The organism is Methanocorpusculum sp. GPch4, from assembly GCF_012062385.1.
Classification (GTDB): domain Archaea; phylum Halobacteriota; class Methanomicrobia; order Methanomicrobiales; family Methanocorpusculaceae; genus Methanocorpusculum; species Methanocorpusculum parvum.
The window spans coordinates 50,777-63,631 of sequence record NZ_SIJA01000014.1; the positions used below are offsets into that span (position 1 = coordinate 50,777).

The 12,855-nt window shown below is 47.4% G+C and carries 14 protein-coding genes; 3 read left to right on the forward strand and 11 right to left on the reverse strand.

Annotated features, from left to right (window positions below):
* Position 1 precedes the first annotated feature (1 nt).
* The 5 genes from EYA77_RS00895 to EYA77_RS00915 are packed head-to-tail and all read right to left on the reverse strand — an operon-like array spanning position 2 to position 4,886.
* Entirely contained in the window at positions 2-706 is a 705-nt protein-coding gene (locus tag EYA77_RS00895) for a hypothetical protein (RefSeq protein ID WP_042696560.1), read from the reverse strand.
* Between the two features lie 22 nt (positions 707-728).
* The gene (locus EYA77_RS00900; RefSeq protein WP_167815592.1) at positions 729-2,153 is read right to left on the reverse strand and encodes a hypothetical protein; all 1,425 of its coding nucleotides are present in this window, start codon (positions 2,151-2,153) and stop codon (positions 729-731) included.
* Positions 2,150-3,091, reverse strand: coding sequence for a VWA domain-containing protein (locus tag EYA77_RS00905; protein WP_167815593.1), 942 nt, complete (start codon positions 3,089-3,091; stop codon positions 2,150-2,152). Before EYA77_RS00905 ends, EYA77_RS00900 begins: the two co-directional genes overlap by 4 nt.
* Positions 3,091-3,954 carry a DUF58 domain-containing protein gene (locus EYA77_RS00910; protein ID WP_052319885.1) on the reverse strand — a complete coding sequence of 288 codons (864 nt, stop codon included), beginning with the start codon at positions 3,952-3,954 and terminating at the stop codon, positions 3,091-3,093. Before EYA77_RS00910 ends, EYA77_RS00905 begins: the two co-directional genes overlap by 1 nt.
* Positions 3,951-4,886, reverse strand: coding sequence for a MoxR family ATPase (locus tag EYA77_RS00915; protein ID WP_245241085.1), 936 nt, complete (start codon positions 4,884-4,886; stop codon positions 3,951-3,953). The genes EYA77_RS00910 and EYA77_RS00915 overlap by 4 nt, the downstream gene beginning before the upstream one ends.
* Before the next feature lie 136 nt (positions 4,887-5,022).
* Here EYA77_RS00915 and EYA77_RS00920 point away from each other — a divergent pair, with 136 nt between their 5' ends.
* From EYA77_RS00920 to mobB, 3 genes are all read left to right on the forward strand, one after another.
* On the forward strand, positions 5,023-5,919 hold the full coding sequence (locus tag EYA77_RS00920) for a hypothetical protein (RefSeq protein ID WP_167815594.1): 897 nt from the start codon (positions 5,023-5,025) through the stop codon (positions 5,917-5,919).
* 21 nt (positions 5,920-5,940) lie between these two features.
* Positions 5,941-6,912, forward strand: a complete 972-nt coding sequence (locus EYA77_RS00925) for a nitroreductase (protein WP_155897822.1) — start codon at positions 5,941-5,943, stop codon at positions 6,910-6,912.
* A gap of 62 nt (positions 6,913-6,974) precedes the next feature.
* Positions 6,975-7,409, forward strand: a complete 435-nt coding sequence (mobB, locus tag EYA77_RS00930) for a molybdopterin-guanine dinucleotide biosynthesis protein B (protein ID WP_167815595.1) — start codon at positions 6,975-6,977, stop codon at positions 7,407-7,409.
* A 42-nt stretch (positions 7,410-7,451) separates the two neighbouring features.
* Here the strand turns inward: mobB and EYA77_RS00935 are convergent, their stop codons facing one another.
* From EYA77_RS00935 to EYA77_RS00960, 6 genes are all read right to left on the reverse strand, one after another.
* Positions 7,452-7,664 carry a rubredoxin gene (locus EYA77_RS00935; protein ID WP_042696572.1) on the reverse strand — a complete coding sequence of 71 codons (213 nt, stop codon included), beginning with the start codon at positions 7,662-7,664 and terminating at the stop codon, positions 7,452-7,454.
* 44 nt (positions 7,665-7,708) lie between these two features.
* The gene (locus EYA77_RS00940; RefSeq protein WP_042696574.1) at positions 7,709-7,912 is read right to left on the reverse strand and encodes a hypothetical protein; all 204 of its coding nucleotides are present in this window, start codon (positions 7,910-7,912) and stop codon (positions 7,709-7,711) included.
* Between the two features lie 45 nt (positions 7,913-7,957).
* Positions 7,958-8,881, reverse strand: coding sequence for a 4Fe-4S dicluster domain-containing protein (locus EYA77_RS00945; protein ID WP_042696576.1), 924 nt, complete (start codon positions 8,879-8,881; stop codon positions 7,958-7,960).
* 128 nt (positions 8,882-9,009) lie between these two features.
* Positions 9,010-9,810 carry a formylmethanofuran dehydrogenase subunit C gene (locus EYA77_RS00950; protein WP_042696577.1) on the reverse strand — a complete coding sequence of 267 codons (801 nt, stop codon included), beginning with the start codon at positions 9,808-9,810 and terminating at the stop codon, positions 9,010-9,012.
* Between the two features lie 9 nt (positions 9,811-9,819).
* Positions 9,820-11,532: a formylmethanofuran dehydrogenase subunit A gene (locus tag EYA77_RS00955; protein WP_042696579.1), complete on the reverse strand. Its 1,713-nt coding sequence runs from the start codon at positions 11,530-11,532 to the stop codon at positions 9,820-9,822.
* Positions 11,533-11,537: 5 nt separating this feature from the next.
* Positions 11,538-12,854 carry a formylmethanofuran dehydrogenase subunit B gene (locus EYA77_RS00960; RefSeq protein ID WP_042696580.1) on the reverse strand — a complete coding sequence of 439 codons (1,317 nt, stop codon included), beginning with the start codon at positions 12,852-12,854 and terminating at the stop codon, positions 11,538-11,540.
* Position 12,855: the final 1 nt, after the last annotated feature.

The window sequence follows — 12,855 nt, forward strand, 5'->3', positions numbered from 1 at the left end:
GTTATCCCCGTTTAATCGGCAGGATTTTCCCGGCCTCCCTTCTGACGAGAAGGGTTACTTTCCCTCCGATCGGGCACGGTTTTACGGATTTGCCTTCCTGTTCCATAATAAGACCGGTTGTAAGTATTTCCCCGTCGATCGTCTGCACACAGTCCACGCCGGCGGCAAGAACCTGTTCTACGGTAACAGGACCAGTCAGATCTCGGATGTTTCCGATCAGAAGATACCGGCCGTCACTATTCATCGCTGCAAGTCCGAGTCCGGCTAGTGCTCCGATAACCCCATCCTCTGTTCCGCCAAGACCTTTGAGCCTGATACCAAGATTATGTGCAAGGGTTCTCGCAATATTCTGGTTGAGAACGGTGGTCTGGGCATCCCGGCCGTAAGCGATCAACGCAGGATGTATCTGTCGTTCCTCTGCAACCGCAAGACCCGGATCACTCCCCGGAATAAAATCACTGAGCATTATCTCTTCGGTGAGTGCAAAAAGTTCATCCGCGATCTCCGGACCATCTGCATCGACGTGAAGGACAGCACAACTATTGTGCGAGGTGAAAGGAATGGACTCATGGACGTAGAGCTGATGACGGGTCACTCCTTTTACCGGCCATTTTTTCGAAATGACAGCGGCAGCCGCCCGGGCAAGTCTGCCGGTTCCTCTCGACTCGAGGCTGTCAGTATCATCCATTCCAACATAGATTGTCATAAGTGATTGTTATGTCTGTTTTTCAATTGTTATAATCATATGATATATACTTCTCAACTTCGTTAATTATTTTTTCAGCCCATTGTTTTTCGATCTCTCTATGAGAAAATCCGGCATCACGACATCTTAGTAGAAGATCTGCTGCACGGGGAGAGATATCCCGGGACAGAAGCTCATCCGTTGTAACTTCCCTATCTCCAGTAAGGAAATACCTAAGGGATTTGCCGGCATATGCTGAGGCATCCTGATACAATCCTTTTTCAAAGGCTGCCTTCGCACACAACAAATACTCGTCTGCAAGAGAGATGTTACTCGCACCATCTATTTTCGGAGAAGAAGGAAGCGAGATGACAGAGAGCCGGCGCCTGTTCCAGTAGAATAAGATGAGAATCCCTGTTGTAAGGAGGAGAGCGATAATCATCCAGGGTGAGAATAAGTCCGTTTCAAAACTCGTTTCTACCGAGGTCACACCTCCGTTGTTCAGATGTGCAGTGATCTCAGCGGCCTTACCCTCGGGATTCTCCAGATGCACGACAATTACGACATCCCCGTCGTGAACATCACTCATTGTCCCTGTATGAAGATACCCTTCAGCATTTACTTCGGAGACGGCGGAAAGGTAGCGTGTATCTTTCTTCAAAATCAGGGGAATGCCTGCTGGAGCATCTGCTAAAGATGAGGCGGAAAAGAGGGAGCCTGAAACATTTCCGGCTATCTCTGCCTCATTGCCGTTTGCATTTCTATAACCAATAGAGAAAGTTCCCGCATCGGATGCCGATGAAGTTACAAAAGTTTTAGAGACCAGGAACCCATAACTCGTGATCGATTCTTCCAAAAAAGTGAACTCCGGAAGTGTTCGCAGATGTGAAGTAAATTCTTCGTCATGATTCTCCGTCAGGTTAAGAGAAAGATCAGGAAGCTGATCTGCTGAATTCGAAATCACAGAACCTGCGATCTGGGAAGAAGGGTCCGCTGCCGTACCGCTTCCGGAGGATACCGACGGTTTTACAACATGAATGGATTCAGCACTTCTTATCGGTGAAAGCTGACCCGTTATCGGACCTGTTCTGATTGTAACCGGAGGTAATGTTACATCACGCATGGTCCCCGAGGCAGCAGTGTAGGTGAATACCAGATTCACGACCAGCTCATCCCCTTCAGAAATTGCAGGGATATTCACCGGAAAAGAAGACGCGTCAGAAAACACCGTTCTGTCCGTTATTCGCGACTCGCGAAAAACTGAGGTCCCGGAAATTCTGATTTCATTGATGGTCAGTTTACCCTGTATATCGGATCCCGTGTTCTGGTCGACCCCTAACTTTAGAGATATTGACTCGCCCGGATCAACGGAAAACTCCTGAGACGGGCAAGTAAAAATAATCTCAGCCGCCGCCGGTACGATGAGCAGAGAGAGAACTAAAAGGAGGAGGAGAAATCTGCACCTCATGGAATCACCCGTCTGCCGCCGTATCTGAGATATGCCTCAAGCAAAAGCAAAATGAGTATGATCCAGAAGAACCAGGACTGGATACTGGTTTCCTCAGCCTCTCTTGCAATGGAACTTCCAATCGTATTCTGAATCTGCATCAGGGTCGTCTCATTAACCGAACGGAAATACTCCCCCCCGGTTATTTCAGCAATTGATCTGAGCGCTGCTTCGTCAAGAGAGGCATACTGCAGAACTCCCTCGGTGGATACTTCCACCGGGGAATCACTTCCGATGCCGATTGTGTAAACAACAACCCCGGAATTTTTTGCAAACATAGCTGCATTTTCGGGAGTGATCATGCCGGTGTTCGACACTCCGTCGGAAAGCAGAACAACGATGTATGTTCCGGCTGGGATTGCCGTCACCATATCAACAGCAAGAGTCAATCCATCTCCCAGAGCAGTCTTACCTGTCTTTACCGAGACCTGATCAAGTCGTGAAAGCACGCGATTTTTATCCGAACTCAGGTATGCTGCGCTCGATGTACCTGACTCGAAAATTACTACTCCCGCATTGTCTGATTCACTTAAAGAATTTATAAGAATTTTTGCAGAGCTTTTTGCCGCTTCAAGCCGGGTAGGTACGTAGTCAGCTGCCGTCATACTTGCAGAAACATCAAGGGCGAGAACCAGATTCACATTCTCCGAGGAGGAGACAAGGGGTATGTGAGGATCGGCAACGCCGATGATGGCACAACCCAGTATCAAAAGAAAAACGAGAAACAGTAGTCTCTCCCGTTTTTTCAGATCGTTATGTTGAGTCTCATCCAAAAAAACATGGGAAGAAAACGTTATGGATTTTCGTTTCTTTTCAGCAGCCGCTTTATGATACCAATACCAAAGAAGTGGCAATATGAAAAGGAAGAGCAGATAAAGCGGATAAGAAAAACCCGGCATCAGACACCCCGGGAAAATAGTTTCTGCAGCGACTGGATACAACTTCCGTCTGTAGATAACGAAACATACTGGGCACCCGAAGAGAGAAAGATGCTATAACATTTGTTCTCTGCATCTTTTGCGGCAGCAGAAAACCGTTCTCGAACCTCCTGACTTGATGTATTGATCATATATTGTCTGCCTGATTCAGGGTCTTCGAGAATGATCCTGCCAACATCAGGCAGAGTAAATTCACCAGGATCGGTGATCCGAAGGGCTGATAAGCGATGTCTCTTTCCAAGAAGCTGAAGGCCGGATGCAAAGTGAGTATCCTGAAAATCCGAAATAAGAATAATCGATGAGGATTTTTGGATGCGGGATGCAAGTTCACAGCAGGCATTCTGGATAGAGGTCCCGGAATTCTTTGCATCAGTTTCTGCAAGAGTGGTAAGAAGAAGATGCAGATGAGACGTGCCGGATCCTGCCGGGATGAACTTTTCTACTGTGGAGGTAAACAGACATAAACCCAGAGGGATATGCTCTTTTTCAGCCGAAAGGAGAATGGATGCAGCGGCAATTTTTGCCGTCATGAGTTTGCTTGTTCCTGATCCAAAATGTCCGGAAGCTGAGAGGTCGACAGCGATGTAAAGATTTAGGTCAGGTTCCTCAGCATGAACCCTTACATGCGGAATCCCTGTTCGTGCAGTGACATTTTTGTCAATGGCCCTCACATCATCTCCACTCAGGTATTCGCGTAATTCAGAAAACTCCGTTCCAAGTCCTACTCTGCGGGAGATATACGACCCCTGCATTCCCTGCGGTCTTTGAAAACGGGCGGCAACGGGGCGGGATTTTTCCAGGAGTTCGAACAGACGCTGATTCATGGGATGGAAACGGTGGTCAAAATATCCTTTATTACGGTGTCAGGCGTAATTCCGTCAAGTTGTGCCTCAAAACTGAGCCGGATTCTGTGCCTGAGGACCTCCATTGAAACGTGGATCACATCTTCAGGAATAACATAATCTCTGCCGTTTAGAAGAGCGTGAGCTTTTGAACACATCAAAAGACCAATTGAGGCACGGGGTGAGGCACCAATCGTTATGACAGGTGAGGCAGTCCTCGTTGCCCCAACAATTTCTGCGATGTAATGGTGAATTTTTGCATTGGCATGGATCTTTCTAACGGAATTTTGCAGAGCAAGGATCTTCTCTATTGAAAGAACAGGCTCCGCGTGCGGTACTCTCTCACCGCAGAATCGTTCCATAATCACAATTTCATCTTCTATCGAAGGGAGGGTCATGACTATTTTTGTCATGAATCGATCTGTTTCAGCTTCAGGGAGAGGATAGGTTCCCTCCGACTCAAGAGGATTTTCTGTAGCGATAACAAAAAACGGTGAAGGGAGGGGATAGGTAGTCCCCTGGATCGTGACCTGATGTTCCTGCATCGCTTCAAGAAGAGCAGACTGGACTTTGGGAGGGGCACGGTTGATCTCATCCGCCAAAATAATCTGATGAAATACCGGGCCGAAGACCGTGGAAAACTCATTTGATTTTAGGTTGAATACAACTGTTCCGGTGATGTCCGAGGGAAGAAGATCAGGAGTGAACTGGATCCGGGAAAAACTGCTATTGATCGATGCCGCAAGTGAACGCGCAAGCAGAGTTTTTGCGACACCCGGAACACCCTCAAGTAAGACATTCCCTCCTGCTATAAGAGTGATCACTGTTTTTTCAAGAGCGTTTTCCTGTCCAACGATCAGTTTCTGTAACTGAAATTTCAGATCCGCAATGTCCTGTGAGATGCTTTTATCCACGCTGTCGTTCTCCTCTTCTAATGTGTGTACTATTTGTTATGAAGATTATATGATATATCTGTTGAACAATTAATTATTATAAGTTAACATGATTCAAAATCTATATGCCGATACAGGATATAATTACTAGTACATTATGACCGGTAATTCACATCTCGGAAAGATTATCCTGACCGCAATCCTGATGATTTTTCTTTTCTCAGTTGGTACAGGATCAGCAGCATTTGCAGAGAATGGACCCTTCCCAGGGATGGAAGACATCACCCTGAAAATATCAAATGATGTCAGATTCAATAATGCCGGAGATAACACGTATTATCTCCCCATAAGCCTCGGAACAGAAGGGATGCATATCTCGGAGAGATACCAAAAGAGCGCTTCCAATCCTGCAGTAATTATTGAAAATCGATCCGGAACATTCTATGTCTATGAAACAGGCGGAGCAGGGTACATCGATGATGTAGTTTTGATGGTCGGCGTTGCTGGAAACATTACCGACGATTTCAAAATAAAGATCACCTCCGGCGGATATGTATGGGAACCGGTTTCCCAAAGTACGTTCAGATCTCTGGATTTTGGAGCCAGAGGTACATATAAGACGGCTGCGATATCTGAGTGGTTTGATAAATCTGATCTTCTCTATGGCCCCGTATCTCTCAGACCTGCAGATGCAGCAGGGTTTACTTTCTACCCAACACAAAGTGAGAATGAAACATTTTACGTAATGCTTGTCGACCTTCATGTTGGAACATGCACTGTACCCAATGGAAATCTGATACATAATGGGTGTGCCGAGATCGATTACGAGATCGCCGGACTCACGGGTCAGGTCACATTTATTCCATATGGATATCGGGATGAACCCAAGAATGATCCTAAACAGGTTCTTGGATGGACTGCAGCAGAGACAGAAGGAATTACTGTAAATGTTGTTGACCTGCCCGGTCCGGAAACGACGCAGTCACCGCTCAGTGTATTCCCAATCATTGCCGGGATTCTTGGCTCAGTGTATTTTGTTGTCAGGAAATACTAATATCAGGAATTTATGCGTCACATGAATTATTTAGAGAGGGTTTTGTGTGTCGCTCTCCTGTTGATCATAGTAGGATGCTGGCATGCAGCCGCGGCAGATACCGCAGGTGAGATCCTGCCATCCTACAAACAGGTGGAGATCTCAACAACCGACGGGACGATATACGCGGTCAGATTTGATGACGAGGGAGGACTGAATTCATTACATCTTACTACAATCCCGGAGGAACCCTATGGCCAGGTGACGACAACGAACCGCCAGGCGGGCACAGTATATGTTTCCTATACCGGAGGCAGGGGATTTAATGATCGAATTATTCTGATGATCGCTGTGAATGGAACAATTTCCGATGATTTTGCCCTGCATCTCACATCCAGCGGTTATCAGTGGAATCCCACGCCGATCGTAAATATCGGTCCGACTTACGAGGAACTGACTTATACCGAGTCTGCATCAGGGACTATATTAACTGCGACGGATTTCAGGTATGCTTCACAGACCTGGAAACCGGCAGGAATAGAAAACTATCCAATCTACTACGGACAGGACACGACAAATCCTTCGAATGGATTTGCCATACTATTTTTCGATACGAAAGCAGGAACTCTAGGGATAAACAGCGGACTTACCGGTCTGCGTGATCATGGAGCTGTCAAAATTGAGTATGAATTTAAGAATCTCAGCGGCAGCGCGGTCTTCAACGCTTATGCGTGGTGTAATCAGTCAAATGAGGGAGAGGGTATTTCCTGGACAAACCGTGTTGCCGACGATGGAACAGGGGGTGCCAGCGGTTATGCAGTTTTAGGGAGCGGTCTTTCACCGGATTCCGGCGAGTTTACTACCACCGTCTCATCACCAGGATATTCAGGAACAGAGGGGGGCGAAAACCGGAAAAATTCTACAAAAACACCTATCGATATTTTTGGGATTGGGGCAGGTATCTGTAGTGCCCGGCTCCTTTTCAGAAAAAGAAGACGGGCGGCTGAGGCATAAATGCTTGGAGACTATATCATGACGAACTTATTATGCCGTCTAACGACATATGTTATAAGGATATGCGGATCATCAATATTATAGGCCATTCCAACTCAGGAAAGACAACCCTGATCACCAGGCTCATCCCTCTCCTCTCCGAAGTTGGGAGCGTAGCAACAATAAAACACATGGGGCATCACTCGTGGAAACTGCCGGAAGGAAAGGATACCACGGTCCACTTTGAGACAGGGGCACAGATTTCTGCGGGAATAGATCTGGAAAAAACTGTGCTGAGTATGAGAACCACAGACTTACGCGACATCCTGGATTTCTACGCGTGGAAAGGATATGATTATGCTGTGATCGAAGGATTTAAACTGGAATCATTTTCCACAGTGGTCTTAGGGGACATCGAGGGGAAAAATGTTATTCTTCGCGAAGCATCCGCTGAAGAGATTTTTGCAAAACGTGATCTCTTTGATGTTTACGTTCCAAAGAGGATATACGAAAGATAAAAGATTTTGGCCGGAAAATATCCGACCAATATCCATATGAAATTAATTTTTTAGAGAGAACTCAGAAGTTTCATCGCGCTGTTCTCCTTCGATCATCTTAAACAATCCTGGTTTTGTCTTGGGTATCAGACAGAGAGGACATTTCCAGTAATCGGGTATATCTGCATACTTTGTGCCGGGGGCAATGTTGTGAGCCGGATCACCTTTCTCTTCGTCATAGATCCAGCCGCAATAAATACAATACCACTTTGCCATTTATTATAATTTTGCGGAGCAAAGATATGAACCTGACTTTTAGGTTACTCTTTGGGAGAGTGATGTTTTTTGCCGGAGAAACAGCCAAGCATGCATGCCTGTACCTTGATGTCATGAACATTGCAGTAATTCCCGATCATTGTAATCGGAATAGCATATTTTTCACTCATTTCATGCGCTTTTGCACAGGTGATCTCGGTACTGATACCTTCTTTCTCAAACGCGTCTTTGACTTTTTCGGATGTCATATGCTTTAATTAGAACGGTCAAAAAGAAAAGAGTATGGAATCAGATCATTCCGTGTCGGAAATGAGCCGTTTGTTTTCAATTGCAACAAAGGAAGAAGAATCGGCTTTTTTCAGAACAAATGCTTTGAACTCGTCAAATCCCTCTTCCTCGATCTGTGCTCTGAAACGGGAACCCGATCTCGCGTATCGGCGGATCCATTCAATGATCCCATCAATAACTACCATCAGCTCCTCTTCAGATGAGACTGAAACTAGATACCTGCCAACATGCGGGGTCCTTCCATGACTGCCGCCAACCATGATCTGATAACCGAGAGGTTCACCCTTAATAACATGATAATGACAGGTCTCAATGCAGTTTCCGCACGTATTGCAAAGCCCGTGATCAAGTTTTACTGTTCCCTGGCGGACGGTAAGTGCATGTTCTTTACAATAAGCCACACAGGTCCCGCAGCCCGAACAAAGCGTTGGATTTCTGATGGGTTTTTGGATCCCAATTATACCGATATCACTTTCCCAACTGGCCACACATGAGTTGGGGCAGGAGGAGATGGCAATTCTGACCCGAATCGAGAGTTCTTTGCGGAAATATTTTTCATCGATTTTCTTTGCAAGCTCAACACTGTCTATGTTGGCATATTTGCACCGGAGTGTTCCCGGACATGCTGTGACATTCACGACCTCCGTGAACTCGGCACCTATAGGCGTCCCATTTTTTTTCAAAGCGAGATCGAGTTTTTCTAGAGTAGACGGTTTGACATTCGGGATCTCAAACGTCTGACGCGTTGTAACATGAAGTGTGCCATCCCCATACGTTTTAGCGATACGTGCAAGACCGCGAATCTGATCGACAGTAACGACACCGGCAGGCAAACGAATCCTGACAGTACAATAATCAGCATTTTTCTGAGTAATCACACCGCCCATAACATGTACACCGGACTCACCATACTCCCTGAATATACTCATAGATGAGAGTTGGTCAGAGAACAGTTAATACCTACCGGTATCTGCAAAGAAGATCGCGATAAAATTGGAGAGGGGGGACGAAATAATCGTCCCCTGCACAACCAAAATGTTGTGCTGATCTGAAGAGATTATTTCTTCAGATAGAGTTTGGCATAGATCGGCTGACCTTTGCGTGTCGGGTGACGTTCACCAAGATCGCCGTTATATACTGCAAACTTTGCCTTGGTTCCTGCTACTTCGAGTTCAACGTCTTCGGAGTATGCATATCCGGGCATCATGACATCAACAGTTCCAAAGAGGTAGATCTCACCGCGGGAAGCCTGACCGCCGAGGCGGCTCTTTGCATTTCCTTTAATGATAACTTTACCCCCGTCTGCATGGGTCATTACGTGGACATCGACATTTCCGCCGATGACAATTTCGCCGCCGGTAATGAAGGTAGCACAGTCGCTGCCTACATTTCCAAGGACGGTGATCTTGCCGCCGGACATACCTCTCCAGTCTCCACGATAGGAGGCTGCAAGATAGTTCCCGGCATTTCCTTCAACAATGATCTCGCCGCCGGACATGGAGGTAGCAGCAAAGTGACCAATGTTTCCTTTGGCAGTGATCTTGCCGCCGGACATGAAGTTTCCGACATACATGTCTGCGTTGCCGTTAATAACGACTTCGCCTGCAGTCATCTTGGATCCGATATATTTGACACGGCTGGTGTCGCCTTTGATAACCAGTTTGGTTTCGGCAGCGGTAGCTCCGGCATTTCCATCGACGGCAAAGTAGTCACCAACGGTTTCTGTGGTTTTACCGATATAGATCGGGAGTTTGGAGATTGCGTCAGCAGACTTGCCTGCAAGTGCGTCGGGAGAGAAACACTCAGCTTCGATGAATAACTCCGGCTGTTTTGTTATAGTGATTGTGACAGTGTTCATCTTTTGACCTCACTGTGTTGCATCAACTTTAATGACGAAGGGATTCTTCATGAATGCGTGCTCTTCGACGTCGTAGTTCTTCTCGGTAACAGTGTAATATTTCGTGAACATCTCACTGATATCGCGCTCGACCTGTTTGTTCGGATTGGTTGTGACGTCAACCCAGTAGGTCTTCTTGTTTCCGTTGCTGACAATCTCACTGTCGTTGATGATGATCTGTCCGTCTTTGACAAGATAGACAGCATTGCCAAATGCCCACTCGATCTTTTCAGCATCGTTGCCGTCAGTCTCGGGGTTGAATGGATACACAGCGATATCAGCCTGGAGGCCAATACCAAGACCACCGCAGCGGTCGGCAAGACCAAGAGCCTTGGCGGTTCCTGCACGGGTCATCATGGCGATCTCGTAGAGCGTAAGTTCGCGGTCGATTGATGACAGACTTGATCTGTCCCGGACCTTGTCTTCGTTCTTCATTGTGTGAAGAAGGGCTTCACGGGATTCCTGATTCATGAGCCACTTCATTACACGCGGATACCGGGTAAACGGACCTGCATTCGGGTGGTCAGTTGTCAGATGACATCTCATGTGATCTTTTGCAAGGAGTGCCATTTCAAGTCCAATGGACCACTGAACACCGCAGACATAGACATCTTTGCTGTAGACGTATGGAACGATTCCAGAACCGCATTCAACTTCGACGTCGGTGTTTGCCCACTTAAGATGGTTTAAGGCAGTCAGATGGTGCTCGAACGGACCGTCACCGGTCATGGTCGTGGTTTCATCAAGAGTTACAAAACCGATATCACAGGTAATGTTTTTGTTCTTGTTGATGTAGTCCATGACTTCGGGACCTTTAGACTCGAAATCTGCCCACGTTGTTCCGCCGTATGAGTGGAACTGAATGTGGGTGTGGTGAAGAACCTGCTCACGGCCAAACTTGTTATCGGTCTTGACGCCTTCGGCGATCTTGAGCGAGTCAAGGGTGGTCGTGTAGTTCCCGGGATTACCGAGATTGTTTCCGTGCAGATGCATCGAGTGAGGCAGGAGGAGGGATTCATTTGCATTGATCAGTCCGCTGATGATCTCACGGGGAGTGATTTCAAAGTAGGGAACCGGATCGTTTACGGTAAGACAGTTGAGACCCCAGCCCCATGCTTCTGTTCCGCCAGGATTGACACACTTGATACCATATCCTTTGGTGGAACGAAGAAGCCAGGCGATGTATGCAGCTGCATTATCGTATTCCTGGTTCTTGAGGTAATCAAGCATGAACCAGTTGTTGCCAAACATCGGGAATGCACCCTGATCAAGGATCGGGGTGTCACGCATCTCTTCGTGCGTGTGGCGGGCATACAGCGGCGGCATTGCTGCCTCGAAGACGGTGGTGTAACCAAGGTCTGCGTACTTGTATGCGGTCTTGAATACCGTCGGGACCGAGTATCCGCCAGACATGTGGCGGACACCGCGAGCCGGTTCATAGACTGCCTGAAGTTTGTCTTCCGGACGGAAGTTTCTGCCAACGTTGACCTTTGCTCCGGCAACGTGAGTGTGGATGTCCACACCACCAGCCATGACGGTCATTCCGGTTGCATCGATAACCTTTGCTGAGCTGGAAACCTTGTCAACGATTTTGCCGTCTTTGACAGCAATATCTTTTTTATCGCCTTTAATTCCCTGAGTAGGGTCAAAGACGAATCCATTTTTAATGAGGATTTCAGTCATGGTTTTTATGCAGCTCCTTTGATTGTCATTACTTCTGCCAGAACAAGTTTCAGGAACTCATCATCGGTAAGCATACCTGCCGGCGGGTCAACAACCTTTCGTGATTCGATTGGCACGTTGTCCATACGATAGCAGGAACCGCCAACTTCAACACCAACAAATGCTACTGGAACGTGGCATTTGGAGACAGCTGCAGTGGGGGTCATATGCGGGTCGATACAAACTGACGGGAGTTTGTAGATTTCCTGGACAGATTTGTTCGGGAAGTGCGATCCCGGATCGCTGCCAAGGACGAAACATGCATCGACTTCATTCCTGAGAAGCAGATCGTTCGAACTGGTTTCTCCAGGGTTATAACGGGCAAAGCCGCGGGATAAGTCGACACAGAACGGGAATCCGAACTGCCAGCCAAGCACCTGACCAGAGCCGGTCACATTGTAGTGACCACGCATTGGAATGATGGACGCTTTGGTGTATGCATTCAGATCGCTGGTGACGGCGATTGCTTCATCGATGTTGTGGTTCTTACCAAGGGAGTGGGTAACGCCCATTCCGAAGAAGATCACAACAAATCTGCCGCTTTTTAAGACGCGGGAGACTTCATAGATCTTTTCTTTGGGAACTCCGGCAACAACGTCGGGCAGAGGGCCATTTTTGAATGCGACGCGGATTGCATTAAGCAGTTCGTAGTCGCGACCCTGTTCAACCTGAACGTGGTAATCAGCAAGGGATGCTGTGTCAGTCGGGCGCGGATCAACAACAATGATCTTTCTGCTCTTGGATCCTTTTCCAGTGAAATAACCTCTTGGGAATATGGAATATCTCGACATGTGACGCGGGTGAGCGTGTGCCGGATTGCATCCCCAAAAGACGATACGGTCGGCACGGTTCTTAACTTCACCAAGCGTACATGACGGGATACCAACATCGTGGACTGCGATCAGAGATGGTCCATGGCAGACAGTGGCGGTATTATCAACAATACCCCCAACCTGTTCTGCAATCATGTGACCGGTCGCCTGAGCTTCGCAGGATGTTGAGGACCAACCGTACATTAACGGTTTCTTCGCTTCGCAGAGGATTTTGGCAGCATACTTTGCTGCTTCTGCGTAGCTGACATCTTTCCAAGTCCCATCATCCTGTTTCATGCGGGGGCGGATTATTCTGTCCGATGCCTGTGAGTGAAGGAATTTGGTGGCCCCAATTGCGCATGCATTGCGAACCTCCAGGATTTGTTTTCCGTCATCGCTTACTTCGACTTCAAGGTCGTCGCAAAGCGTTCCACAGAACGGGCAGATTACATCAGTAACCAGTTTTGACATA

Coding starts and splice junctions, on each gene's coding strand:
- EYA77_RS00895 (WP_042696560.1), bottom strand. CDS start 706: ATGACAATCTATGTTGGAATGGATGATACTGACAGCCTCGAGTCGAGA.
- EYA77_RS00900 (WP_167815592.1), bottom strand. CDS start 2,153: ATGAGGTGCAGATTTCTCCTCCTCCTTTTAGTTCTCTCTCTGCTCATC.
- EYA77_RS00905 (WP_167815593.1), bottom strand. CDS start 3,091: ATGCCGGGTTTTTCTTATCCGCTTTATCTGCTCTTCCTTTTCATATTG.
- EYA77_RS00910 (WP_052319885.1), bottom strand. CDS start 3,954: ATGAATCAGCGTCTGTTCGAACTCCTGGAAAAATCCCGCCCCGTTGCC.
- EYA77_RS00920 (WP_167815594.1), top strand. CDS start 5,023: ATGACCGGTAATTCACATCTCGGAAAGATTATCCTGACCGCAATCCTG.
- EYA77_RS00925 (WP_155897822.1), top strand. CDS start 5,941: ATGAATTATTTAGAGAGGGTTTTGTGTGTCGCTCTCCTGTTGATCATA.
- mobB (WP_167815595.1), top strand. CDS start 6,975: ATGCGGATCATCAATATTATAGGCCATTCCAACTCAGGAAAGACAACC.
- EYA77_RS00935 (WP_042696572.1), bottom strand. CDS start 7,664: ATGGCAAAGTGGTATTGTATTTATTGCGGCTGGATCTATGACGAAGAG.
- EYA77_RS00940 (WP_042696574.1), bottom strand. CDS start 7,912: ATGACATCCGAAAAAGTCAAAGACGCGTTTGAGAAAGAAGGTATCAGT.
- EYA77_RS00945 (WP_042696576.1), bottom strand. CDS start 8,881: ATGAGTATATTCAGGGAGTATGGTGAGTCCGGTGTACATGTTATGGGC.
- EYA77_RS00950 (WP_042696577.1), bottom strand. CDS start 9,810: ATGAACACTGTCACAATCACTATAACAAAACAGCCGGAGTTATTCATC.
- EYA77_RS00955 (WP_042696579.1), bottom strand. CDS start 11,532: ATGACTGAAATCCTCATTAAAAATGGATTCGTCTTTGACCCTACTCAG.
- EYA77_RS00960 (WP_042696580.1), bottom strand. CDS start 12,854: ATGTCAAAACTGGTTACTGATGTAATCTGCCCGTTCTGTGGAACGCTT.